Genomic DNA, 24,996 nt, shown 5'->3' on the forward strand with positions numbered 1-24,996 from the left:
TTGATAGGATGCTTTTAATGCTAGTGTGGCCAAGGTGCGCGCTGTTTTTTTGATAGGTATTGGTTGTGAGGCTACTTTGAAACGCTGTTTGTGGTTGTTGTTGTCGCTCTGTTTGGTTGCGGTTGCCCCCGCAAGTTGGGCCAAAACACAGGTGTTAACCCTTGCGGTCAATAAGGCTGGCCTTGAGGTGATAAATGCCAAGGTTGCTGGCCGCAAAGGCACTTTTTTGTTTGATTCGGGCATTGGCGTTTCTGGCGTTACCCCGGCTTTTGCTGCGGCCATTGGTTGTACGCCATGGGGCAAAATAACTGGCTTTCGCGCCATAGGTGCGCGCCTGGACGTGCCGCGCTGTAATAAAGCCAAGGTCAGTGTTGGCCGCTATCAAACCGCCTTGTCGCCGCTGGCGGTCTATAACTTACCGGCCTTTATGGGCAAAGCGGCCCGGGGCCTTGATGGGGTAATAGGCCTGGATGTCTTTGCCAATAAGGTGGTAACGCTGGATGTGGCCAAACACCAGCTGCTACTGGAAGATAATCGCAGCCTTGGGCGCATTAAAAAACAGGGCATCGAAGTGCCCATTCGTCTAGTGCGTTCGGCCGAAGGCGCCGCCCTTACCGCTAACATGGGGGTGCCGGTCTTTACTGGCATGACCTGGCTGGAGCTTGATAGCGGCAACTATGGCCCGTCATTGCTGGACCAAACCGTAGCCGGCTTGTTTGGGCTATCGAAAACCAACCCGAAGGCGCAGCTTTGGAGCTTTCACCCCAAAGCTAAGCTTGCCGTTTCTGGGCCGGTGTTGGTGAGAAACCTTATTATGGACGGAAACCTCGGCCGCCAAGTGCTGAAACACTGGCAAGTTACCCTGGATTTAGCCCACAGCCGGGGCTGGGTAGTGGTCAATAAATAAGGGTTAAAAAAGCCGCCTTGAGCGGCTTTTTTAGTGGCAATAACACAGCAGCCAAGAGGGCGCTTTAACCCGCAGCTTTTTGGCTAAGGGCAGGTAGCTGCTGTCGAATATACTGGCGGCCCAATACACATTGGCGGCGCGGTCAGGCTGCCACAATCCAAAAAAGCCCTTCACCCCCGCTTGCTGGCGCTTTTTATCAAAGGCCACTTTGGTGTGTACAAATTCTTGGTGCTGTTTTTCGCCCTTGGCATAGGGGGTTAACCAGTCCACGGCCTGTTTAAGGCTCTGCCCTTGCGGGCCCTGTTCGCGAAACCAGTCCTGGCCCTGGGTGTTTGCTGCCAGCGCAGCCCTCAATAATGGCTCGATGTCGTAAACCACATAATGCAGGGCATCGCGGTACTGAAAATCCCAAACTTCGCCGCCCGGTTGAATATTTTTGGCCAGTTGCTGGCGAAAGGCCTGGTGGGCGAGTGCCAGCAGTTTTTTGTCGTTAAGGGCCACCGCCCCCAAGGTCACCAGTTTAATGCGGTGGCTTTGCCAGTTGTTGTGCCATTCATTGTGCTTATCAAGCTGGTGCGCCTGCATTAGCCCCAGATAACCTTCCACCATATTGCGAATAAAGTGCGCCGTTTGCTGGCGGATATCGGCGGGCAGCCCTTGGCGGCTAATGGCAAAGGCACTTAAAAAATCGTCAAAGTGGCTTTCATCAATGGGGTTAAAGCTCAGCTGATAATGGCTAACCCACGCATCAAAATAATGGCTAAGGGTGGCCAGCTGCTGCGGGTTTTGGCTCAGCTGCCACTGGTTTGCTAAGGCCAGCATATAAGGAAAGTCGTGGCGGGCCTTAACCACGCGGCGCTGCAGTGGCCCGTAAATTTTGCCTTCGGTATGCAGCGATGCCATGGCCTGTGGCTGCGCCGCCGGCGGCTTTATTGATGTGGGGGCTTGGCATGGCTCGCCAGCCAAGGCCGCTTGGCTTACTAACAGGCTAAAACAGCAGGCACGCAGCCACATCAGCAGATCCTTTTGGTTATTAATGCCCGCTATCTAGCCACCTTTTTGTCGCAAGCGAAAGACTTGTTGCGGTGACAGGATTTAAGAAACCCCAAGGCTCGTGCTTTAATGGCCGGCCCTTATGCAGCAATACGCTAAGAAGAGGCACATCGCAGATGACGGTGATAGCCCATATAACCATAAATTTCAGAGTCTTACTAAACAGGGTTTAATCCGACAGGAGATTTGATGTGACTACGGAGTCCGCTGCTGCGAAGGACACCAACTCGCGCTGGCCGCTTTTGGCCTTGGCCATGGGTGCCTTTGGCATTGGTACCACCGAGTTTTCCCCTATGGGTTTGCTGCCGCAAATTGCCCAAGGGGTAGGTGTTTCCATTCCTACCGCTGGCCTGTTGATCAGTGCCTATGCCGCCGGTGTCATGCTGGGTGCGCCCTTTATGACGCTTTATATGAGCCGTTTTGGCAAGCGCCCGGCGCTGATTTTGCTAATGGCCATTTTTACCATTGGTAACCTGACCAGTGCCTTGGCGCCGAATTATATTTCGCTGCTGGCCTCTCGCATTCTCACCAGCCTTAACCACGGCGCCTTTTTCGGGCTGGGGGCGGTGGTGGCGTCTAGCTTGGTACCGGCCAATAAAAGGGCCAGTGCGGTGGCCACCATGTTTATGGGGCTGACCATTGCCAACATCGGTGGTGTACCGGCGGCCACCTGGATTGGCCAGCATTTAGGTTGGCGTTTGGCCTTTATTATTTCGGCGGGACTTGGGGTTATTACCATGATAGCGCTGCGCTTTGCGCTGCCGATGGGGCGACCTGGCCAAAAACCGGATATTAAAGCCGAACTAAAAGTGCTGACCCAACCGGCGGTACTGACCGCATTGGCCACCACCGTGATGGGCGCAGGTGCCATGTTTACCCTTTACACTTATGTCTCGGCGTTATTGCAGACGGTGTCAGGCGCCAGCGACAATTTTGTGTCGCTTATTTTGGTGCTAATTGGTGTGGGGTTCACCCTGGGTAACATTATTAGCGGCCGCTTGGCCGACTGGTCCCTTACTGGCGCCGCTTCTATCTTCTTCTGCGCGCTGGCGATGTTAATGGTGTTGCTGCCGCTGACCTTGGGGCATGACTGGCTGGTAATGGTGATGTTTGTGCTGTGGGGCGCAGCTGCCTTTGGTATTGCGCCGCCGGTGCAAATTCAGGTGATGCACGTTGCTGCCAAGGCGCCGGGGCTGGCTTCATCGGTGAATATTGGTGCCTTTAACTTGGGTAACGCCCTGGGTGCGGCCTTGGGTGGGGCGGTGCTGAAAATGCACCTCGGTTACCCCATGGTACCGGTGGCCGGTGCCTTACTGGCATTAGGGGGCTTGGGGTTGGTGGCACTGAGCCATCGCCATGCCAAAGCCGCGCAGTTAGCTGCCGAATAAAAAAAGCCGCCCTTGGGCGGCTTTTTTAACGTCATTATTTTTAAATAGCGGCCATTACTTGGTCGCTTTATTGCAATGGTTAGCGATGTTTTCGTTTTAAAAGTAGTAGTAGTTGTTTTTTATTTAACCGCTTTGCTTTCTTTTTGCGCGGTAGCTGTAAATGACGCTTTTGTTGTTCATGTTACTGATAAAAAACATCCTTAACCTGTACTGAAACACCCTCGGTGTTTTTAATTGCAGTAGTGGCAACATTTAATTCAAGGATGAATGTTCCCTCCTCATGGACGTTGGCCCGCGGCTTATGCTGCAAAGCGGCCAATCTCATTCCCCCTCAAAAGTTGGTGAAAATTTTCATGTTTTTTAGCCGTAACGCTTCTTCCGTCGACGCCATTATCAAATCTGGCAATCTTACAAAGTTACAAAAGCACATTGATGCCAGTAACTGTAACGAGCCTGACGATAACCAGCGCTCACCGCTGTATTACGCCATCTATTACAAGCAAGCCGAGATCGCCGCCTGGCTGTTGTCCCTTGGCTGCGACATCGATTCCGGTGCTGAAAAGCCCGAACAGTATGTAATGGAGTTTGTGGTCACTCAGCTTTCTGAACCACTGCTTAAGGCTTTTATCGACCATGGCGAGGCACTGCCGTCTTATATTGATGGCCTGCCGGTGCTACACCAACTGATGCACCACGACAAAATCAATGAGCGCTATTTTGGTTATGTGATGTCGCAAGGCGCTGACATTAACCAAATTGACATGCGGGCAACCAAGCAAACCGTGCTGGCTTATTACCTTGGCCAGGAGCAAACCCGGGTTGACCCGCTGGCGGTGGCCTGGCTGATGAAACTGGGGGCCGACGTCAATAAAGCGCAGCTACCCAAAAACACGCCACTAATGCGCGCCTTAATGAACCCGGCCCTGCTCGATACGCAAAGCAAACTGGCGGCCACCACCTTTAACCGCGTCTTAGAACAGCTCAATAAAGCCGACCTGGTGCTCAACCTGCCGGTTAGCGGGCCGAGTTTTGCCGAGCGCATTTTGCAATTTCGCCGTTACGCCAGCTTTATTAAATTGCTGGAACTGGGCCTGGACATCGCTGACGACGATAAACCGGCGCTGGAAAAATACCTCGATTTGGAAAATTTTGGCCGCTCCGACGCTAAAGCATTGCAAGCGATTAACGAGCAGCGCCAGCTGAATTTACCGATCAGCATTTTGATAAACAACGTGCGGCAAATGCAGCAGGTTGTTGACGATATGCCCATTGATAATGGCGATGTGAATAAAACCTTCATCGATATTTTTAAAGCGGGCAATATTCCCCTCGAGAAAAAGCTGGCCATGCTCGAAGCCTTGCTGGAAAAAGGCGCCGACATTAACCAAGGGGTTAACTGGGCTGGCATGACCCTAAGCCCACTGCACATTTTGTGTGGCTGGCTCGATAACATCGAATATGGCGAAAGGTTACTGGTGTGGCTGTTAGAACACGGCGCCGCCATTGAATGCCACGGCCGCTCGGCGCTGGCTATGGCGCTGTGGTTTGAACGCATGCCGCTGGTTAGCCAGCTGGCAGAACGCGGTGCCGACCTTAACTTCCATGGCGACGATGGCAGCAATATTCTCAGCTGGCTGTTTACCATGAACCCCCAAGGCGGCAGTTACGACTATGAAAGCCGCGCCGCTGCCCTTACTAGCCTGAAAGCGATTTTTGACAGCCACAACCTGGCGCTGCCGCTGGGTGAAGAATTCAACTATGGCCCGGATAGCCCCAGCGATTTAAATCAGCGCTGCATGTTACCGGTGCTGGTGGCGCGCTATAAGCCAGAAGGTTTTATGCACCAGCTGCAAGCGCTGCTCGATTGCGGTTGGGATATTAATGCCGAAGTGGTTGACGACGACGGTTGCCGCGGCAACATCATTGCCATTTGGGGCCAGTACGCCAACATGGGCGACGACATCAGCCCGATATTAAGCACCTTAACAACGCCGGTGGATGTTAGCAGCCCCTTGGCGGGCGACCCGCTGCGCTGGCTGATTGGCTCTGGCGTGTCGGTTGAAACCTTAAAATGTTTGCTGCCAGGGGCAGAAAACATCGACCAGCGTTTTCGCAGCAATGTTGGCAGCGAGGTGATAGTGGCGCTGGAATACGGCTACATCTACCACATTCTGCACAAGTGTTATTCTGCTGATGGCGACGCTGAAAAATACCAATATTGCGCCGATGTGTGCCGGTTGCTGTTGGCCCATGGCGCCGATGCCAACGCCACCATGAGTCGCGAGTTACAGCCTGCCTACCAAGATGATGGCCGTGGCTGGGGGCAATACCGCACCGAAGAAACCCTGTTGGAAGCCGCTGCGCAGTTTGACAACCTCGACGTATTCCGGGCACTGCTCGACAACGGTGCTGACCCTCATAAGCCGATGTGCGTAACCGGCGAAACCTTTGAAATTTATATTGTTTCACGCTTTAACAGTGATGACCCGGCCCAGCCTCTTCCCTTTTTGGAAGAGTTGGCAAAACGCGGGCAGTTGGACGTTAATATCAGCAACTCACTGAAAAACACCCCGCTGCTGGCAGCCGCGTCCAAATGCTACACCCCGCTGGTGCGCTTCTTGTTGGAACAGGGCGCCGATATCAACGCTTGTGGTGGCTTTGATAATTCCATGCCGCTGCACCGGGCCATCAGTAACTGGAACTTCATTGACAAGGAAGACCGCCGCGCCACCGTTGAGGTGCTGCTTGAATTCGGTGCTGACGTCAATGCCATAGACCCTGACGGCGATACGCCGCTGATGTGCGCCGCCGCTTATGGCTGTTTAACGGCAGTTGAAGCGCTGATTGCAAAAGGCGTTGACGTCACCCTGGCCAATCCCCACGGCTTTACGGCGCTGCATAACGCGGCATGGCGAGCCTATGGTTATGACAACCATGTGGAATTTGGCCGCGACAGAAACTGCATCGACCAAGGGCTTAAAAACAACATCATCAACCTGCTATTAGACCAGGGCGCCGATATTAATGCTGCCAGCAAAGAAGACGGTTACACGCCGCTGACCTTGGCCATACTCAAAGGCCACGACGAGATCTTTATGCGGCTGATGAAGCGAGGCGCCGACCTTAACAAGCTTGATACCCGTGGCCGCACGCCGCTGATGATTGCCATGGAAGGGGGCGACCAGGCTTTTGTCAACTTCCTTTGCAGCTCGCCTTTGGTGCGGGAAAAGGTAGAACACCTCGACAATAACGGCAGTAACTTAATGCACTACATTGCGTTGCGGCCCGATGAAGAAGAAGCCTGCCAGTTCTTTAAGCTGTTTACCTCACGGCTGAATTTGTCTTTTAAAGCCAATAAAAGCCAGATAACGCCACTGCACTATGCGGCTTATCGTGGCCACAGCGAATTGGTTAATTTGCTGGCGGCGCTGGGTGTCGATATCAACGGTTGTGACGGCAACGGCAATACGCCGCTGCATGTGGCGATGTTCTTTGACCCAGACGACACCGAATATGGCCAGATAATTAAGCTGGTTACCAACCTGCTAACCGCCGGGGCCAACCCGAGGTTAGAAAATAACGAAGGTGTCTCGCCTCTGGCGCTGGCATCCGAGCGCGAGCTGAAATCCTGCGTCGAGTTGATGAGCATGGTGCCGGCAGGCGCCAGCCTCAACTAACAAAAAGCCGGGCATTAGCCCGGCTTTTTTTAGGCGCTCGCTTCTGAATACTTGGCAATAAACATAAAAAAAGCCGCCCAAGGGCGGCTTTTTGGTGGCCAGAGCCATCAGCCTTTTGGCGCAGGGCCTTTAACGGCGGTAACAAAACCGTCGGGGCGAATGTACTTGGCGTAGGCAGCCTGGATGTCTTTGGCGGTCAGCCCGTAGTAGGTTTTGGCAGCCAGCTCCAGGGCGTTAAGGGGTTTACCTTCCATCGACAGCGACAACAGCTGGCCGGCAATGCCGTCAAAGCTTGCTTCACTTAGCGGAATTTGCCGCAGCAATATGCCCTTGGCTTGCTTGAGTTCGGTTTCGCTGACCGGCTTTTGCGCCATGGCTTTGAGATCTTTAATTACCAAGGCGCGGGCGGCTTTTACCTTGTCTGGGTCGCTACCAAAGTAAACGTTGTAGGTGCCACGGTTTTTGTCCAGGCTCAGCCCGGATGACACGGTGTAAACCAAGCCATTTTTCTCCCGCAGATCTTTGACAAAACGCGAGGCATAAAAGCCGCCGCCCAGCACTTCATTACCCAAATTTAGGGCAAAGCGTTGCGGGCTGTTTTCGGTAACATCGACGTTTTGCACCATTTGCACGCTGTCTTGTATCGCTGCTTTATCGGGGGTGTTGAACTCGGTGGCTTTGTTGGCTGGCACCGCCGGGTAGTTGGTTTCGGGTTTGGGCCCTTTGGCTTGCCAGTGGCCAAAGTATTTGTTGACCACGGCTTTGGCTTGGTCCGGGGTCACTTTGCCCACCACAACGAGGGTGGTCATGTCCGGGCGGAAGGTGTCTGCGTAGTACTGCTTAATATCGCCGTAGCTTAACTTCATCACCGATTGTGGGGTGGCGTGGCGCAGGCTTGGGTCATTTTTCGGATACAGCGCTTGGCTCAGGTGCAGGCTGTTTAAAAAGCTCGGCGACTGCAACATGCCGGCGACGCTGGCAGCGGTTTGGTGCTGAACAATTTGAAAGGCTTGCGGCGGCAGGGCGGGGTTTAGTTCGTTGTCAGCCAACAACTTCATTCCTTGCTCAAAGTGCTTGGCCGGTACCGCCAGGCTAAAGCTGGAACCGGCTGATTCCGAGGCCGAGATGTTGTCCAAGGCTTGTTGGAACTGCAAGCGGCCAAGACCAGTGGTGCCGTAACTAAAGAGGCTATCGAGAATGCTGCTAATGCCTTCCTGGCCGGCTTTGGCCTGCATGTGTTCGTTGGTATCAATGGCACCGGTAACATAGACGGTGTCGCTAACGTCTTCAGGTTGCACTATTACCCTAAGGCCATTGGCCAGGGTGAAGTCGCTAGGTTTAAGGTGCGACTTGGGTACCGACAGCTTGGCAAAGCTTTTTTGCGCCCATTTTGGCAGTGTTACCGGCTTGTCTGGCGCGCTATTAAAGCTTTCGGCGCCGCCAAAGCCTTTACTGGCGACCGGCTTACCAGAGCTGGCCGGGGTGAGGGTGGCGGTTACTGAGGCTTTAGGGTTTAGCACCTTGGCGGCCAGGGCGTTGACCATGGCTGGCGTTACCGCCTCTATGGCACTTTTAATGGCCTGCGGCGAGCTAAGCTGCTGCTGCACTAAGGCGTCAGACCAGGCGTTGGCTAGGCCATCTACCGAGTTTTTAGCAAATTCCAGGCTGGCAATGGCGCTGCGTTTGGCAGCCTCTACTAGCGCTGGGTCAATGCCTTTAGTGGCCGCGTGCTGCAAGATGGCGTTCATGCGCTTTTCAATAGGGGCCAGACTGGCGCCCTTGGCAAAGGCGGTATAAGCGTAAGCAATGCCGCCGTGGGGCATGAACTGCCCTTCAAAACTGCCATAAAGGGCGGTGCCGTCCATACCCATGCCATATAAAGCGCCGCGCTGCGAGGCTAGGGCGCTGCTCATAACCAGGGCGGTGGCGTAGTCTTTATCGCGCAGCCCCGGTAGGCGAAAGGCGTGAATTTGAAAGCCGTATGGAGTATCGGTTTCCAGCTTGATGTGCTGCGTTTTTACCGGCTGGTAGTGAAAGGCCGGTTTCACTGGCAACTTGCGGCTGGGAATGTCGGCAAACAGCGACTTCACCTCAGCCAGGGTTTTGGCCGGGTCAACGTCACCGGCAATCACCAGCACCGCGTTATTGGGGGCATACCAGGTGTCGTGAAAGTGCTTAAGGTCGGCAGCGGTGGTTTTGTTAAAAGACGGCCGGGTACCAAGCGGGGTGTGTTCATAAGGGGTGCCAGCAAACAGGTCTTTACGCATTTGGGTGGTGGCTTTGAACATGGGGCTGGATAGGTCTCTTGCGACTTCCTGCTCTATGGCGCCCCGTTCGTTTTTCCACTCCGCCGGTTTCATATCGACAGCGCGCATGCGAATGGCATGAATGCGCAGCGCTACGTCAATATCTTGCTTGGGTACGGTGAAATAGTAGCGGGTGGAGTCTTCCATGGTTTCGGCGTTGAAGTTACCGCCCATGTTGGCCGCCAGGGCCGAAATTTGGTCTTTGCTCAGGCCGGGGCTGCCGCGAAACATCATGTGCTCAACGGCGTGGGCAGTGCCGGGAAAACCGCTTGGGGTTTCGTTACCACCGGCCAGGTAGTTAACCTGGGTTGTTACCACCGGCGCCAGCTTGTCTTCGATTATTACCACCTTGAGGCCGTTTTTTAAGGTGGCGCGGGTTACGTCGTGCTGGGGCTGTTGTGCCAGCGCGGGCAAGGCGGCGCTGCCCAAGGCAAGGGCAACCGCCAAGGCTAAGGATTTAGTCATCTATCCGTCCTGATGAAAACAAAAGCAATGTGTTATTTGTACCGAAAAGCGGGGGAAAGTTTCGCGATTCCTTGCGCAATTGCGTTAATTCTTTTGCTTAACAGCATATTTTTAAAGGGAAATGTGTTTTTTGTTAACAAATATTGGTTGAAGCAAAAGGCGCCAATGGCGCCTTTTTTAGTAAGGGGCAGGAAAGCGCCTTAGCACGGCAGCAATGTCGGCCAGCGCCGCTTCGCTTAGGGTGAGCGTAAAGGCAGCGATATCTTCTTTTAACTGCGCCAAGGTGGTGGCACCAATAATGGTGGAGGTTACGCCATCCACCTGCTTGCACCAGGCCAGTGCCAGCTCGGCCGGGCTTAAGCCATGCTTTGCGGCGACCTCGCCATAGGCGGCAATAGCACCGTTGGCGGCGTCGGTGTCCCTAAACAGGCCTTTTCGCTGCACATAGGTCCAGCGGCTGCCTTCGGGGCGGGCGCCGCCCAAATATTTGCCGGTCAGTGCCCCTGCTGCCAACGGCGACCAAGGCAGGTAGGCGACATCTTCGTGCAGGCAGTTCTCAATTAAATAAGGCCAGTCTTTGGTATGCAGCAGGTTGAATTCGTTTTGAATGGACGCCAGCCTTGGCAGGCTGTGCTGCTGACTGAGCTTTAAGTAGGTGTTAATGCCCCAGGTGGTGTCGTCCGACAGGCCAAAGTGGCGAATTTTCCCGGCCTTGATGCAGTCATCAACGGCAGTCAGGATCTCTAGCATCTGTTCGGTATGGGCTTTGCCGTCAACGTCGCTAAAGCGCACCATGTCCGGCCACTGCTTACCGAAATGGGGGGAAGTACGGTTAGGCCAATGTAACTGGTACAGGTCGAGATAATCGGTTTGCAGCCGCTTGAGGGAATGGTCTACCGCTTCTTTGAGGGTGGCACCCGAGATGTCGCTACCGCCACGAATATAGGAAAGGCCGTTACCGGCCATCTTGCTGGCCAGCACTAGGTGTTGGCGCTTGGCACTGTTGCGCGACAACCAGTCGCCAATAATGGTTTCGGTGGCGCCATAGGTGCTTTCATTGGGGGGAATGGAGTACATCTCAGCGGTGTCGATAAAATTCACGCCCTGCGCCAGGGCGTAGTCGAGCTGAGCGTCGGCATCGGCCTGATTGTTTTGGGTGCCCCAGGTCATGGTGCCCAAACATACCTCCGATACTTCAAGGCCGGTGCGGCCCAGTGCATGGTATTTCATCAAATACATCCTTTTGTGCGCAGTGCCTTCAAGCTAACCAAGCATGAGCTTAAACACAAACCCCCTTGCTTCTTTGCGGCTGCTCCAAAAGCCTTTTGCGGCCAACATGGCTTGGGCGCGGTGGTGTTGGGCGTTATGGTGTTAAAATCCCCCAGAGTAAGGAAAGCTTATGTCTACGTTTTTTAAGGTGTTATCGGTGCTTGCCGTCTTTTGCTGCGCCAGTGCCTATAGCGAAGAAAAGTCCGCTTATGGGCCAGAGCTGGAAGGCTTTAGTTACCCTTGGCCGGTGCACCAATTCAAATTTGAGTCCCAGCAAAATACCCTGCATATGGCCTATATGGATGTGGCGCCCAGCAGCCAAGCGAATGGACTGACCGTGGTACTGCTGCACGGTAAGAACTTTTGTGGTGCCACCTGGGAAAGCAGTGCCCGGGTGCTCAGCAAGGCTGGCTACCGGGTTGTGATCCCCGACCAAATCGGCTTTTGTAAATCCAGCAAGCCCAAGGCCTACCAATACACCTTTCAGCAACTGGCTGAAAACACCAAGCAGTTACTCGAAAGCCTTGGCATTCATAAGGCCATTATCATGGGCCATTCTACCGGCGGCATGTTGGCCATTCGTTATGGTTTGATGTACCCCAAAGCCACCGCTCAGCTGGTGTTGGTGGACCCTATTGGTTTAGAAGACTGGAAGCGCAAGGGCGTACCTTACCTGGGGGTTGACCGCTGGTATCAGCACGAGCTGAAAAAAACCGACACCGGCATTCGCAACTACGAGCGTAAAACCTATTACGCAGGGCAGTGGAAACCTGAATACGAAAAATGGGTGCAAATGCTGGCGGGTATGTACCGTGGCCCCGGCAAAGACATTGTGGCTTGGAACTCAGCACTGCTTTACAACATGATTTACACCCAGTCGGTGTATTACGAGCTGCAAGATATTACCGAACCCACCTTGCTGATGGTGGGTGCCAAAGACACGACTGCCATCGGCAAGGCCTTTGCTGCCCCTGCCGACCGCGCCAAGCTCGGTAACTACCCGGTGCTGGCAAAAGCAGCGGCTAAGCGCATTCCTCATGCCAGCCTGGTTATTTTCCCCGATGCCGGTCATGCCCCACAAATGCAAGAACCGGATAAGTTTCACCAGATATTGTTGTCAAAGTTGCTGAAGTAGCAGTAATAAAAAAGGGCCATTGGGCCCTTTTTTATTCAAATGCTGGTGCTGAAACACTTTGTTTTTTTAATTGGCTAAGTTTAAATTCAACAAGAAAGCAGGGTTATAAAAAGGCCTGATGGGCTGTAAGTGATTATCACTGCATTTCGTATCAGCCTAATCTTTTACTCGCTTTTGTAGCTGTAGTTGGCTAAAGCTTAAATTCCTTAAGGTTTTTTGTTTTTGTGTTTTTATTTAATTATTGATAATTAAAGACTTTTTATTTTTCATTGGTACTGTTGTCCTACCTGAGTTATTTACTGCTAATGCGTTAAAGCATATAGATGATTTGCTTTTTAAATTGGAACGCTTTACTGGTAAAACGCGGCTTTTTATTTACCCCTATTTAAAGAAATAGTGCTTTACATTTAAGGCGCTTGACAGCGAATTTCGCGCAGTTTTACATAGCGCTCCATGTGTACTGTTGTGATTTTGCGCCGCCCTGGCCATTGCTGGCCTTTATTAATTGCCGGCAACCGAGATGAAATGAATAGTCGCCCCTGGCAGGCGCCGGGGCATTATTGGCCAGAACAACCCGATGTGATGGCAGGGCAAGATCTAACTAGCGGCGGTACCTGGCAAGGTATTAACGGCCAAGGGGTGGTGGCCACAGTGCTCAACCGTGCTGGCACCTTAGGGCCACAAGAGGGGATGCGTTCGCGGGGCGAACTGCCGCTTTTAGCGCTGAAATATGGCAATGCCTGCCGCGCCGCCGAAGCGCTTTCCAGTATCGACACCTCGCTTTATCGCCCTTTTAACATGCTGGTTGCCGATGCCAAAACGGCGTTTTGGATAGCCAACAAAGGTGGCTGCTGTATGTTGGTGCAAGCGGTGCCGGAAGGCTTAAGTATGCTAACGGCGCATGACCTTAACGATGTGCGTTCCAGCCCGCGCATGGCAAAGAACCTGCCCAAGTTTCAGCAGGCGCCAGCACCAAACCCGGTCATCGGTGACTGGCAAGCATGGGGCGATATTTTGGCGTTTCCTGGCGCCTTAGCGCCTAATCCTGAGCGTTTTAATATCCGCCCCGATGCCATGACCATCACTAGCACTATTGGCTTTGAAACCCTGTCATCTTCTTATATTGCGGTGCCGGCCGACCGCCATAAAAAGCCCTGTTGGCGATTTGTGAGTCGCGACGGTATCGTCGATCTTCAGCTCTAGCTGTTGTTGCTATTTCTCAAATAAGATCATATTTTCTCATTTTTGAGATTTGTGGTTGTGCTTGATGGATATCGAACAACGCCTTGCCGAGCACCTTCGGCAATTACGCCTACAAAGTGCCTGGTCCCTTGATGAGTTAGCCAAGGAAAGTGGCGTTAGCCGCGCCACCCTGTCGCGCCTTGAAAAAGGCAGTGTTAGCCCAACCACGGCGGTGCTGGCCAAGCTTTGTAGCTGTTATGGCTTAACTCTGTCGCAGTTGCTGCAACAGGCCGAGGCGCAAAGCCCGGCGCTGGTTCGCGCCAGCGAGCAACCGTGCTGGGTAGACAGTAAAATCGGTTTCACCCGCCTGGCAGTGTCGCCCCCTGATGCCCATCTTAAGGCGGAAGTGGCACGCTGCACCCTGGCGGCAGGGTCGACGCTACATTACCCAAAGCCCAGCCGGCCCGGCCTTGAACACCACCTTTTTATGCTTCAGGGGCAATTGCGGCTAACGGTAGCGTCGGAAAGTTTTGAGCTTAATGCCGGCGATTGCCTTCGCTATAAAACCTTTGGTAGCACCGATTTTGTTGTCACCGGCAATATGGACGTGGTCTACCTGCTAGTGCTGGTTTAAGGGGGCAAGATGACCATTATTGAATTACACGCACAGCCAGATGCAGCCTTCGCCACGGGGTTGGCAACACTACTTAGCCAATGTGTCGAACAGGGGGCATCGGTCAGTTTTATTAGCCCTTTTAGCGAAGAAGATGCGGGCGGTTTTTGGCAGCAAAAGGTGTTTGGCCGCCTCGGCCAGCCGCGCTTTTGCCAACTGCTGGCCATTGAGCATCAGCAAGTGGTGGGCACGGTGCTGCTGGATGCGCAGCTGCCGCCAAACCAGCCGCACCGCGGCGAAGTGGCCAAGTTGCTGGTTAGCCCCGATTATCGCCGCCGCGGCATTGCCCGCCAGTTAATGCAGGCCCTAGAGGCCAAAGCTAGAGCCTGGCAGCTGCGCTTATTGACCCTTGATACCGCCAATAGCAGCAACGCCTTGGCACTGTATTTGTCATTGGGGTTTGAGGTGGCAGGCATTATTCCAGGCTTTGCTCTAACCAGTGACGGCAAGCACTATGAGTCCACAACGGTGATGTATAAATCGTTAGCGGCTGACTAATTGAGCCTCAGCACCGGCGCAGGTTGCCGCTTCGCTATTTGTACGTTGCTTCCTGTTGCAAGGTGATAAGGCCAATAGCCGCCGCTCTGGTTTACCGGCCTGCAAACAGGAAGTTGATATTGAGTGCCTAGCAGTCGTTAAAGACAGGGATGGCCACTTGTACCCGCGCCCCATTTTTAGGGGATTCACCAATGGTGACGCTACCGTGGTGGCCTTCTACCAACTGGCGCACTATGGCCAGGCCCAGCCCTGAACCGCCGGTGCTGCGGGCTCTTGAGGTTTCCAAGCGCACAAAGGGTTCCAGCAGCAGTTGCCGATGCTCAGGGGCGATGCCGGGGCCGTCGTCGTCAACGGTCAATAGAAAAGTATTAGCGCTGACCGACATCGTGACATGGGTGCGGCCACCGTAGCTCAAGGCGTTTTCCAGTAAGTTAGCCAGTATGCGCCGCAGCGCCAATTTATCGCCCAACACCAAAACGGTATCGGCCAGTGGATTAATGCTGAGCGAAAGGCCGGCTTTAAAGCGCGGATGCTTGCTGATTTGTTCGCGAATCACCGGCGCTGGCGCAAACAGTTCCTGGGCCAGTTCATCGGCACCGGCGCGGCTGGTCATCAGGGCATTATCCAGCAATTCGATAATGTCTTTGACGTCCTGTTCGGCCAGGTGGCGTTCCTGGTCGTCGCTAATGCCCTCTATGCGCAAGCGCAGGCGAGTGGCAAAGGTTCGCATGTCATGTTGCAGGCCACCTAGTAGCGCCATGCGCGCCTTGAGCATGGTTTGTACCCGCAGCTGCAGGGTGCTAATGGCATGATTAAGGGCCTGCACTTCGGGGCTACGGGCTTTATCTTGGGGCAATTGCACTGGCGTGTCGGGGTGCAGCTTTTCAACGGCGCTTGCCAGCCGTGACAATGGCTTTAGCTCAAAATGCATGGTCGCCAGCGCAAAAATCGCAATCAGGCAGCCGGTTAAACCGGCAAAAAAGCCCATCGGCAGGCCTTTGGGGGTAAGCACCAACGGCGGCCTGCTCTGCAAGTCAAGCTGCAAGCCATTGTTGAGCGTGACATAGATACTCACCGGGTCTTGCGTTGGCATCGGTGAGAAGGTTTGCAGCAATACGTTAATGGCTTGAATGGACGGCTTGCGAATAACCACAAAGGGATGGCCAGCCAAGGCCTGTTGATAATTGGCAAAGTCGGGTAGGGCTTGTGCATTTTCAAGCTCACCCTCAGAGGCTGAAGGCAGCTCCCTTGGCGGCATGATAGACACATTCAGCAGCAAGGAGCTGCTGGCCTTATTCAGCAGTTGCCAATGGCTGGCAGGGGTTTGTTCATAAAGGTTGACCAGCGAAGCCACTTGCTCCGGGCTTGGCGCCATCATTTCTTCACGAAAGTTATGGCTAATGTAAAAGATGCCGGTATAGCTAATAAGCGAAAACAGTGACACGCAAAAAATCAGCAGCCCAATACGGGTACGCAGGGTAAATTTGCCTATCACAAGGATTCCACCTGGGCGGTAAACAAATAGCCGCTGTTACGCACGGTGGTAATTAACTTATTGTCTGGGGCCGCGTCGGCTAATTTACGCCTGAGCCGCGACACCAGCATATCCACCGAGCGGTCAAACGGCGCGGCATCCATGCCTTTTAGGCGATTTAAAATCATGTCGCGCGACAGCACGCGCCGGGACTGCTGTACAAAGCAATTTAACAGCTCAAACTCGCCGCTGGTCAGGTCAATATTTTGGCCATCGTTGGTGGTAAGTTCACGGGTGGCCAGGTTCAGTACAAAAGCATCAAAGGCGATGCGACTTTGCTGGCTGGTAAGTGACGCTTTGGCGAGCCCCGCCCGGCGCAGCAGCGCCCTGACCCTGGCCAGCAGTTCCCGGGGGCTAAAGGGTTTAACCAGGTAGTCATCGGCGCCCATTTCCAGGCCAACCACCTTGTCGATTTCATCGCTTTTGGCGGTCAGCATCAAAATGGGCAACTGCTCGTCCATCCGCCGCAGGCGCCGACAAATGCTCAGGCCATTTTCACCTGGCAGCATTAAGTCCAGCACCAGCATTGATGCTGGTTGCTTGGCCATGGCTATGGTGAGGGCGTTGGCATCGGCAACGGTGGTAACGCTGTAACCTTCGTGGCCTAGCATTTTCGATACCAGACGGCTGATCTCCGGATCGTCGTCCACCACAATGATGTGAAAATTGGTCTTGTTCATGCTGCCATTATCTCCAGCGCTTAACCGATAGCGAGCAGAAAATTGCACCTGTTACCTATTGTTACGCGGCGCCGAAAACCGTTACCGGTTGAGGCATGGCTGACATATTCCAAGGTACTTTGCCGGTTACTATCGTCCACTCTATCCGTCTGTAGCTCTAGGTAGCACTTGGAGCCGGTAATCGTTCTTTGCCGGCTCCGCTTTTTTTGCGATACAGATGGCGCCTCATGCTGACCTTGCCTCGGTTTTAAAGGCTCGCTAACCGGTGTTTTATCACTCAGGCATAACCTTTGGCAGGAACTTGGCTGGAAATGTGAGCAGGGATGAGCGGCTGCTGGCGTTATACATTACTTGGCCAGCAAGGGGCTAACATGCAGGTTTAATTGCAGATCTACGACATCGTATCCCATCTGCTGCGCCTTTTGTTTCAGCGCTTTAACCAAGCCTTCGTCCACCCATTCTTCTATCTGGCCGTCCTTTACATTCACCAAGTGAAAATGCGGTTCACCCTTGGCCAGCTCATAGTGGGCTTTGCCTTCACTAAAATGCTGACGGTGAATGAGGCCCGCGCTACAAAGGTCGGCCAATACCCGGTAAATGGCGGTTGGCCCCATAGACTCGCCTTGCTGCTGCATCTTTTGGTAAAGCTGTTCGGCGGTAAAGTGCTGCTGGCTTTGTAGCAGGGTTTCTAACAGCGCCAAACGCTGGCTGGTTGCTTTAATGCCGCTGTCTTTAATGAGCTGGGCGGCATTTCCAAGCTGGGTGTCGGCCATGTTAAAGCTCCTTGGCCATACGGCTAGCGGCATCATTGAGAATAGTGACCAATTTCTCGACCGTGGCCGCATCGGGTTCACCCTGACCAAGCCGTAAAAAGAGGGCGTTTTTGAAGTTTTCCATGGCCAAGCGCAGCTCGGGTACGCGCCGAGCCCGGCGGCGGTCTTGCGCACGGCTCAGTTTGGCGCGGGCTTTTTCTATGAGGTCGGCGTTGGCGGTTAAGAAGTGCAGGCCTTCGTCAGTAATGCCAAAGGCTTTGCGATTTCCCTCTTGGCTAACCACGGCAACATGCCCCATGTCTTCTAACAGGTTCAACGTTGGGTAAACCATGCCCGGGCTTGGGCTTTGCTCGCCGCCAGCTAAGTCGCCAATGGCGCGAATAAGCTCGTAGCCGTGGGCCGGACCTTCTTTTAACTGGCTCAAAATTAAAATGCGGATGTCGTCAGCGCTAAAAAGCCGCTGGCGGCGGCCGCCACCGCGCTCCATTGAGTCAAACAGTGACGACGCTTCATGGCGGCGGCCTCGGCCGCCGTGGCGATGAAATAATCGCTGCATAAGATAGCTCTTATTGGTTAAATTTAGATCAAAAGATATATCTTAATATATTTTAAGACAAGGCTGTTTTCGGTAACGGTGCGTTATCAGCCGGAGACTTATTCAGAAGGAGGGGAGGTGGTGGGCGCAAAAGTACCGAAGGCAGGCCAAGAGAATTGGCCTGCCAGGTAACGAAACTAAGCGCCGCCCAACATGCCAAAGTCCACTTCAGTGCGGGTATAGAACACCTTGACCTTTTCTTTATCCAACTCGGCAAAGAGCCTTTCAGTGTCAGGTTTGCTGAGCACCATGGTCACCTGTACCGGTTGGTCGGCGTAGTCAAACATGTTGAGCATGTGCACCTTGCCGTCGTGGCCAAAACCTTCCAGTGCCCCGCTTAGGGTAGCGCCGCCAAACCCCAGTTCTTTGGCTTTACTTAATAGCCACTGGCCTACGGTTTGTTTGCCGTGCATGCGGTTTTGTTGGGTGAAAAAAATAATTTGGTAGCCTTGCATGGGTGCCTCCTGCAAAAGCGTTATCGATGACGCTGACTGTTTTTATCTTGTTATCAATACCGCGCTAGGGCCGTGATGGCCAGCAGCGCGGTAAGTTGCCATGCCAGGTATTATTCGGTATCAACCGCCACTTCTACTGACATGCCGGGGCGCAGGGTGGGCTGGCCATCTTTCAAATCCAGGGCAATACGTACCGGCAAACGCTGGGTGATTTTGGTGAAGTTACCGGTAGCATTATGGGCTGGCACCGCTGAAAACACCGTGTTGCTGGCCGGGGCCAGGTTTTGCACATGGCCTTTAAATGTTTCGCCTGGATAGCTGTCAACGGTCAGTGTTACCGGTTGGCCGGCTTGCATGTGGGCAAGCTGGGTTTCCCGGAAATTGGCTTCTACGTAAACCTTTTTCAGCGGCACTATTGCCAGCACGCCTTGACCGGCCTGGGCGAAACCGCCAACGCGGGCGCGGCGCTGGGTTACCACGCCGTCTACCGGCGCTTTAATCTGGGTGTAAGACAAGTTCAGCTCGGCATCTTTTTGCTGCACGCTGGCCGCTTGCATGGCGGCATGGGCTTGGTCAAGGCTGGCGCGCAAGATGGCAATTTGCTGCTGCGCTGCCGCTAAAGCCGCTTGATCATGCTTTAACGATGCCTGTTGGGCTTGCCAATGGGCGGTAGCTTGTTGCGCCGCCTGATGCGTGCCGGAGCCATCTTTGGCCATATTGGTAAAGCGGGTTTTATCGGCGCTGGCCAAGGTCAGGTTGGCTTCGTCCAAATCCACATTTGCCTGAGCCTGGGTTACCAAATTTTGCTGCTGGCTGATTTGGGCATTGAGTTTTTCAATGCTGGCGTGGGCGTTAGCGACATTGGCCTTGGCTTTGGCCACGGCCAGTTCAAAGGGGCGCTGGTCGATGGTCAGCAACGCCTGCCCGGCTTTGACGGGCTGATAATCCTGTACCGGCACTTGGGTAATTAGCCCCGAAACCTGCGGCGCTACCAGGGTGTAGTCCGCCTGAACATAGGCATCATCGGTTTTTTGCACGGCACTGGCTGATTCTGGGCGGTTAAGCAGCACTATTGCACCGGCAATAGCGATAACCACAACAACACCTGCAACTGCTGGGAAACCAAACTTCATAGTGAATAAGCTCTTATCGTTAAATCGGTCATGAGTTTGCGCTTTTGGTGGTATTGACCACCGGCGCTGGAATGTATTTCAGGCAAAGCACGACGGGGATCAGCACCACAAATAACCCGGTGAAAAGCCAATAAAGGTCGGCACTTGCCATTACCGCCGATTGCTGGCCAATCAGGCCGCTGTATTGGCCAGCATCATGGCCAACCGGGGTGCTTTGCCAATGGCCTAATTCGCCGGCCAGGGTATGGCGGTGAAAATCGCTTCGGTCTTTGAGTATCTGGCCGATAATGCCGCCGGCAAAGGTGGTGCCCATGGCCCGCAGCACATTGACTATCCCCGATACATAAGGGCCTTCCATGGGTTGCACCATGCTGGTGGCTAAAAACAGCAGCGACACCACGGCCATGGGTTGCCCCAAGGCTTGCAGTACCTGCGCCCAGAAAAACTGCGCCACCATCCACTGGCTGGTGATACTGGTATTAAGCCAGCAGGCCAGCGCCATTAGGGCCAGGCCTAGTGCGAATAACTTGCGGGCATCAACCCAGCGCTGATAAAGCAGTATTGCCACCACCGAGCCTAAAACCAGCTGCGGCAGGCCAACAATAAGGCCCAGGGTTGCCAGTTGCGGCATTCGAAAATCATGCAGGCTTTCCAGCACCTGCACCGGGATCACCACCGCGCTGGACATGCCCATCAGCATCAGGAAAAACACCGTAAAGCCCAGCCAGAGATTGCGCCGTTCCACCACCATTTGCAGTTTGATAAAGGGCGTAGGATGGCACCATTCGCCGTATAAAAAGAGCGCCGTTAACAGGCCGCCGCTAAACATCGCCGCGCAGACAATGGGGGAGTTAAACCAGTCCAGCCTAACCCCTTGGCTAAAGGCTATTGCCAGCAGCATCAGCCCCGGAATACCGATGGCCATGCCCAGCCAGTTGCCCTGTTTAATACGGGGCAGGGCTAACGGCAGTTTGGGAATGCCCCAGCCCACTAAGCCCATGGCAATTAGCCCAAGCGGAATAATGTGCCAATACACCAGGCGCCAGTCGTTAAAGTAATCAACGCACACCGCTGCCAGCCAAATGCCAATATTCGGTGCCAGGGTCGCGGTCATGGCGTAAAGCGCTAAACCGTGCAGGCGAATGGGCGCCGGTAAGAACCGCAGCGCCGCCATCATCAACAGCGGAATTAAGGCGCCAGCAAAAAAACCTTGCAACAAACGTAGGGCGCAAAGCAGGTAAAGGTTATGAATGCCCGGCAAAATAAGGGCAATAAGCAGCACCACTGCTTGCAACAATAGGTGAAAGCGGCGCAGCGAAAAGGTAATGGCAAACCAGGTCGAAAACGGCATGGCGGCCATTTCACCGGCCGCATAAAAGCTATCAAGCCAGCTGGCACCGTCATGGCTAAAACCCAGGGCCCCGCTAATGTCGGGCAATGTCAGGCCCGCCACTTTTTCATTAAGGCCTGCCACCATGGCTGCCAATAACACCCCCAGCAATCCCATCGCCAAGCGAAAGTTAAACGGGGTTTGTGGCGGTGGCGCCGGCTTTTGGGCCGCAGCCTCACTCATGGCTGCCACCTTTGGCGGTCAGCTTGTTGCTTTGCGCCGGCCAACCGCTGCCAAGGGCCCGGTAAAGTGATACCACCGACAGCGCTGAAGCGGTGGTGGCATCGTTGAGTGCAGCTTGGCTGCCAAGCAGCTTCTGGCGCTCACGAAGTACCGCAACCTTATCGGCGGCACCTTGCTGCTCGGCAAAGCGCGTGGCTTTTAGCGCCTGTTGCTGATGCAGGTAAGCATTGGCAAGCTGCTGGTGGCTTTGTTTGCTGTTATCGATAGCGCTAAGGGCATTATCGACCTCGTGCCAAGCGCCCAGTACCGTTTGCTGATAGTTAAGGGCGGCGATTTGTTCCGATGCTTGGCTTAGTGCCAAGTTACGGCGCAGGCGGCCACCTTCGAAAATGGGTAGGTAAAGGGTGGGGCCAATACTGAACTGGCGTGACTCCCAGCTCTTGAGGTTATGAAGCTCAAAGCTTTGGGTGCCAATATCACCGGTCAGACTGATGCGCGGATAAAAGTCGGCATGGGCTGCGCCCACTTTGGCAACGGCCGCATGCAGTTTCGCTTCAGCAATTAAAATGTCCGGCCGGCGGCGGGCCAATTCGGATGGTACGCCAACGGGCAATTGTGAAGGCAGTGGCAGCAAAGTCTCGCCGCTGCTGGCAAGGGTGCTGTCTAGCTCGCCGGGGGCTAAATCCAGCAGCAGTGCCAGGGCACTTTTGAGCTCTTTACAGCGCTGCTTTAACGGCGGCAGTTGTGCTTTTACGCTAGCCAAGGCTGCCTTGGCATCATCAATGTCGCTATCGGTGGCCACACCATTGCGGTGGCGGCTTTCGGTTAGTGCCAACAATTGCTGGCTGACCTGGCTTTGCTGCTCAGCGACAGCCAGTTGTTGCTGGGCACCACGCAGCAACAGATAACTGTTGGCGACTTGTGCTGAAAGCGATAACCGCACGGCGTCTTGGCCGTAAATGCTGGCAGCTAACTGCGATTTGGCCGCATCTTCCAAGTGATCAAGGTAGCCCCACAAATCCAATTCCCAGCTTGCTTGCAGCCCCAAACGCCAGGTGTCGTGGGCTTTACTGCTGGCGCCGATGCGTTCAAGGGGGTCGTTGCCACTCAGGGCTGAACGGCTATAACCGGCATAAGCGCCCAGGTGTGGCATTTTGTCTGACCTGGTTAGGCCCAATTGGGCCTGGCTTTGTGCAACCTTGGCGGCAGCTGTTTTCAAGGAAAGGTTGCGTTTTAGGGCGCGGCTTTCCAGGGCGGTTAAGGTTGGGTCATTAAATAGTGACCACCACTGCGCCGGCACCGGTGCCGGGCTCAGGCCTTTGGGGGCCTTGGGGTAGTCAGCGGTGAGTGTTTGCGGAGCCGTTGCCGCTTTCGGCAGTGTTACATCTTTGCTGTCTGACGGCGCCAGTGCGCAACCAGACAACAATAGCGCCAGTAACGATAGCGCTGGCTTTACATGTGCCAGCCGTGAACGGCACCCAGTTACAAACATGACAACCTCAGAAGATAGAAACCAACAAGTACAGTCAGAATTATTTTTCTAACTGTATGAATATTATGGTTTTTGAATTTTACTGATTGGATAGAGTGATAATTATAAACCGATCGGTTTAGTTTGTGTCAATCATCTTTCGCCGTTATAGTGCTTTCAGTTCCAACCACAGTGACCTCTATTTTGACTGATACTGCTGAACGCCACATGGCACTTGATGACAAAGCCAAAGCTGTACTTGAAGCGGCCACCAAGGTGTTTTTAGAGCACGGCTTTACGGCGGCAACCACCGATATGATCCAGCGGGAAGCGGGTGTCTCCAAGGCCACGGTTTATGCCAGGTACGCCAATAAAGAGGCATTATTTCAAGCGGTTATCCATCAGCGTTGTGCGCTTTTTACCCAGCGCCTGCAAACGGTTAAATCCATGGCGGGCGATCTGCGTGCCAAGCTTACCGAACTGGGCCGGGGCTATTTGCAGCTGTTGTTGGCACCGGAAAATTTAGCCTTTTACCGGGTGCTGGTTGCCGAAGCACCGCGCTTTCCTGAGCTGGCCAGAATGTTTTATGTTACCGGCCCCAAGGCGGTAGTGGAACTTACCGTGGAACAGCTGAACTTAGCGGTACAGCAAGGCGAAATAAACGTGCAGTCGGTTGGGGTGCATACCGCCGCCGAGCTTTTTATTAACTGCTTGCGCGGCACGTCTCATATTGAGTGCTTAACCCATCCCCACGCCCGTGTCTCAGAGGCACAAATTGACCACTGGGTCGATTCTGGCGTAACCCTCTTTTTGCAAGCTTTTGGCACCCAGCGTTAAGGCCGCTGTTAAAACGCGGCCTTGCCGATAGAGGCGCCACCATCCACATGCAGGGTCTGGCCGGTGATAAACGCGGCTTGCTCAGACAGTAAAAAGGCAATGGTGGCGGCAATTTCGGCAGGTTGGCCAAAGCGCTTCATTGGTACCCCGGCAAGATAACGCTGTTCGCCGGCACTGCCCGGCGGATTACCTGCACGGAACAACTCGGTTTCAGTGGGGCCCGGGGCGACGGCGTTAACGGTAATACCGGTGGTGGCCAACTCCAGTGCCCAGGTGCGGGTAAAGCTGGCCAAGGCGGCCTTGGCTGCCGCATAGGCGGTGCGTTCCATGGTGCCAAGAATGGTCAGGCTGGAAATGTTAACTACCCGGCCAAAGCGGCGCATTTTCATGCCGGGCAAGGCCGCCTGCGTTGCCAGCAGGGCCGGGTGCAGGTTAAGCCGCATTACCTCATCAAACTTATCCAGGCTGATATCGGCCAGCGCTTGCGGTGTTACCAGGCCAACATTGTTCACCACGCCATCAATCTCAAAGCGTTCGGCAAGGGCCGCTAAGGTGTCTTGCGTTGCCGTATCGTCACTTAAATCCAGTGTGACAAAATGGCCGGGAAAGGTGTCCGGCTGCTGGCGGGCAATGCCAATAACGTGATGACCACTGGCGGCCAGTTGTTTGCTTAAGGCATAACCAATGCCTTTGCTGGCACCGGTAATGAGAAAGGTTCGGGACATGCCGTTCTCCTTGACGTTGCGACGTCGGCTGGGGGCAGTGTGTTTACTGCTGTGGGGCAAGCTGGAGCTTTTTGATATGCCAAGTCAGCTGTTTTTGACTGGCCCCCGGTACGTCATTAACGCGGTGCAGCACCGCCTCACCGCTCGCCAGGTGTACGCTGCCGTCCTTTAACGTGGTGCTGACCTTAATCGGAACGGTCAGGTAAAGATTACCGGCGGCGCCTTCGCTCTTGGGCTTACCAGTGAAGGTGATCTCAACATGGCGGGTATCGTCATAACGAAGGGCAAGAGAGCCTAAGGGTTCTTGCGGGTCGTCCAAAAGCTGGTAGGCGGTTACAAAGCCTTGGGCATTAATGGCATCAAAATACTGATGCAACACACTAATGGCAGCTTCCGGGCTTTTAGGGTCAACGACAGGCTGCTTAGATTTGTATTCGGTCTGGCCCCCATCACAAGCGCTAAGCAAAGTGGCGGCCAGCAGAATAATAAGAAAACGCACGTCAATTCCTCTAGCGACATCTTGGGCAGCGCCCAGCTTAAGCCTTCTTGGCAATGACGCCAACCGCCATCGGGTGAAGGTTTACTTTGCCAATACCTGATACTGCTAAGCGCGCTGCCTAAGCGAACAAATGTAAAGCGTTGGCTGCTAGGCGTGGGTAATATTGTT

General features: G+C 54.1%; 21 protein-coding genes. 8 read left to right on the forward strand and 13 right to left on the reverse strand.

The genetic code is table 11. The features are described 5' to 3' along the window. Nucleotides 1-76 precede the first annotated feature (76 nt). Entirely contained in the window at nucleotides 77-907 is an 831-nt protein-coding gene (locus tag DW350_RS04870) for a pepsin/retropepsin-like aspartic protease family protein (RefSeq protein WP_192954811.1), read from the forward strand. A 30-nt stretch (nucleotides 908-937) separates the two neighbouring features. Here the strand turns inward: DW350_RS04870 and DW350_RS04875 are convergent, their stop codons facing one another. Further along, the gene (locus DW350_RS04875; protein WP_115717798.1) at nucleotides 938-1,921 is read right to left on the reverse strand and encodes an alginate lyase family protein; all 984 of its coding nucleotides are present in this window, start codon (nucleotides 1,919-1,921) and stop codon (nucleotides 938-940) included. A 293-nt stretch (nucleotides 1,922-2,214) separates the two neighbouring features. Between DW350_RS04875 and DW350_RS04880 the strand changes: the two genes are divergently transcribed. Beyond that, nucleotides 2,215-3,348, forward strand: coding sequence for an MFS transporter (locus tag DW350_RS04880; RefSeq protein ID WP_115720567.1), 1,134 nt, complete (start codon nucleotides 2,215-2,217; stop codon nucleotides 3,346-3,348). Nucleotides 3,349-3,701: 353 nt separating this feature from the next. After that, on the forward strand, nucleotides 3,702-7,025 hold the full coding sequence (locus DW350_RS04885; protein ID WP_192954812.1) for an ankyrin repeat domain-containing protein: 3,324 nt from the start codon (nucleotides 3,702-3,704) through the stop codon (nucleotides 7,023-7,025). 107 nt (nucleotides 7,026-7,132) lie between these two features. Here DW350_RS04885 and DW350_RS04890 read toward each other — a convergent pair whose 3' ends face one another. After that, entirely contained in the window at nucleotides 7,133-9,796 is a 2,664-nt protein-coding gene (locus DW350_RS04890) for a M16 family metallopeptidase (RefSeq protein WP_115717800.1), read from the reverse strand. Between the two features lie 177 nt (nucleotides 9,797-9,973). Then, nucleotides 9,974-11,026, reverse strand: a complete 1,053-nt coding sequence (locus DW350_RS04895) for an aldo/keto reductase (protein ID WP_115717801.1) — start codon at nucleotides 11,024-11,026, stop codon at nucleotides 9,974-9,976. Nucleotides 11,027-11,195: 169 nt separating this feature from the next. Here DW350_RS04895 and DW350_RS04900 point away from each other — a divergent pair, with 169 nt between their 5' ends. The 4 genes from DW350_RS04900 to DW350_RS04915 all read left to right on the forward strand — a co-directional run bounded on the left by DW350_RS04900 (nucleotide 11,196) and on the right by DW350_RS04915 (nucleotide 14,553). After that, nucleotides 11,196-12,200 carry an alpha/beta fold hydrolase gene (locus DW350_RS04900; RefSeq protein WP_115717802.1) on the forward strand — a complete coding sequence of 335 codons (1,005 nt, stop codon included), beginning with the start codon at nucleotides 11,196-11,198 and terminating at the stop codon, nucleotides 12,198-12,200. A 453-nt stretch (nucleotides 12,201-12,653) separates the two neighbouring features. Then, nucleotides 12,654-13,403: an NRDE family protein gene (locus DW350_RS04905; RefSeq protein ID WP_115717803.1), complete on the forward strand. Its 750-nt coding sequence runs from the start codon at nucleotides 12,654-12,656 to the stop codon at nucleotides 13,401-13,403. A 64-nt stretch (nucleotides 13,404-13,467) separates the two neighbouring features. Beyond that, nucleotides 13,468-14,016, forward strand: a complete 549-nt coding sequence (locus tag DW350_RS04910; protein ID WP_115717804.1) for a helix-turn-helix domain-containing protein — start codon at nucleotides 13,468-13,470, stop codon at nucleotides 14,014-14,016. A 9-nt stretch (nucleotides 14,017-14,025) separates the two neighbouring features. After that, complete coding sequence (locus tag DW350_RS04915) at nucleotides 14,026-14,553, forward strand: GNAT family N-acetyltransferase (protein WP_115717805.1); 528 nt, start codon at nucleotides 14,026-14,028, stop codon at nucleotides 14,551-14,553. Between the two features lie 127 nt (nucleotides 14,554-14,680). Here DW350_RS04915 and DW350_RS04920 read toward each other — a convergent pair whose 3' ends face one another. The 8 genes from DW350_RS04920 to DW350_RS04955 form a co-directional block, all read right to left on the reverse strand. After that, entirely contained in the window at nucleotides 14,681-16,048 is a 1,368-nt protein-coding gene (locus tag DW350_RS04920; RefSeq protein WP_115717806.1) for a sensor histidine kinase, read from the reverse strand. Next, entirely contained in the window at nucleotides 16,045-16,767 is a 723-nt protein-coding gene (locus DW350_RS04925; protein WP_115717807.1) for a response regulator, read from the reverse strand. The genes DW350_RS04920 and DW350_RS04925 overlap by 4 nt, the downstream gene beginning before the upstream one ends. A gap of 347 nt (nucleotides 16,768-17,114) precedes the next feature. Further along, nucleotides 17,115-17,540: a Fur family transcriptional regulator gene (locus tag DW350_RS04930; RefSeq protein ID WP_192954813.1), complete on the reverse strand. Its 426-nt coding sequence runs from the start codon at nucleotides 17,538-17,540 to the stop codon at nucleotides 17,115-17,117. A gap of 1 nt (nucleotide 17,541) precedes the next feature. Next, entirely contained in the window at nucleotides 17,542-18,096 is a 555-nt protein-coding gene (locus tag DW350_RS04935; RefSeq protein ID WP_115717809.1) for a PadR family transcriptional regulator, read from the reverse strand. A 176-nt stretch (nucleotides 18,097-18,272) separates the two neighbouring features. Continuing rightward, nucleotides 18,273-18,590: a DUF190 domain-containing protein gene (locus DW350_RS04940; protein ID WP_115717810.1), complete on the reverse strand. Its 318-nt coding sequence runs from the start codon at nucleotides 18,588-18,590 to the stop codon at nucleotides 18,273-18,275. 110 nt (nucleotides 18,591-18,700) lie between these two features. Next, a complete protein-coding gene (locus DW350_RS04945) occupies nucleotides 18,701-19,723 on the reverse strand; it encodes an HlyD family secretion protein (protein WP_115717811.1) in 1,023 nt (340 codons plus the stop codon). 28 nt (nucleotides 19,724-19,751) lie between these two features. Then, on the reverse strand, nucleotides 19,752-21,296 hold the full coding sequence (locus tag DW350_RS04950; protein ID WP_115717812.1) for an MFS transporter: 1,545 nt from the start codon (nucleotides 21,294-21,296) through the stop codon (nucleotides 19,752-19,754). After that, nucleotides 21,289-22,788 (reverse strand): efflux transporter outer membrane subunit, encoded by a 1,500-nt coding sequence (locus tag DW350_RS04955; RefSeq protein WP_115717813.1) that lies wholly within the window; start codon nucleotides 22,786-22,788, stop codon nucleotides 21,289-21,291. Before DW350_RS04955 ends, DW350_RS04950 begins: the two co-directional genes overlap by 8 nt. 183 nt (nucleotides 22,789-22,971) lie before the next feature. Here DW350_RS04955 and DW350_RS04960 point away from each other — a divergent pair, with 183 nt between their 5' ends. Next, nucleotides 22,972-23,604 carry a TetR/AcrR family transcriptional regulator gene (locus DW350_RS04960; protein ID WP_226911393.1) on the forward strand — a complete coding sequence of 211 codons (633 nt, stop codon included), beginning with the start codon at nucleotides 22,972-22,974 and terminating at the stop codon, nucleotides 23,602-23,604. A gap of 8 nt (nucleotides 23,605-23,612) precedes the next feature. Here the strand turns inward: DW350_RS04960 and DW350_RS04965 are convergent, their stop codons facing one another. Together DW350_RS04965 and DW350_RS04970 are read right to left on the reverse strand one after the other, a co-directional pair. After that, the gene (locus DW350_RS04965) at nucleotides 23,613-24,329 is read right to left on the reverse strand and encodes an SDR family oxidoreductase (protein WP_115717815.1); all 717 of its coding nucleotides are present in this window, start codon (nucleotides 24,327-24,329) and stop codon (nucleotides 23,613-23,615) included. 43 nt (nucleotides 24,330-24,372) lie between these two features. After that, entirely contained in the window at nucleotides 24,373-24,828 is a 456-nt protein-coding gene (locus DW350_RS04970) for a hypothetical protein (RefSeq protein WP_115717816.1), read from the reverse strand. Nucleotides 24,829-24,996: the final 168 nt, after the last annotated feature.

This window comes from Gallaecimonas mangrovi, assembly GCF_003367375.1.
GTDB classification, from domain to species: Bacteria; Pseudomonadota; Gammaproteobacteria; order Enterobacterales; family Gallaecimonadaceae; genus Gallaecimonas; species Gallaecimonas mangrovi.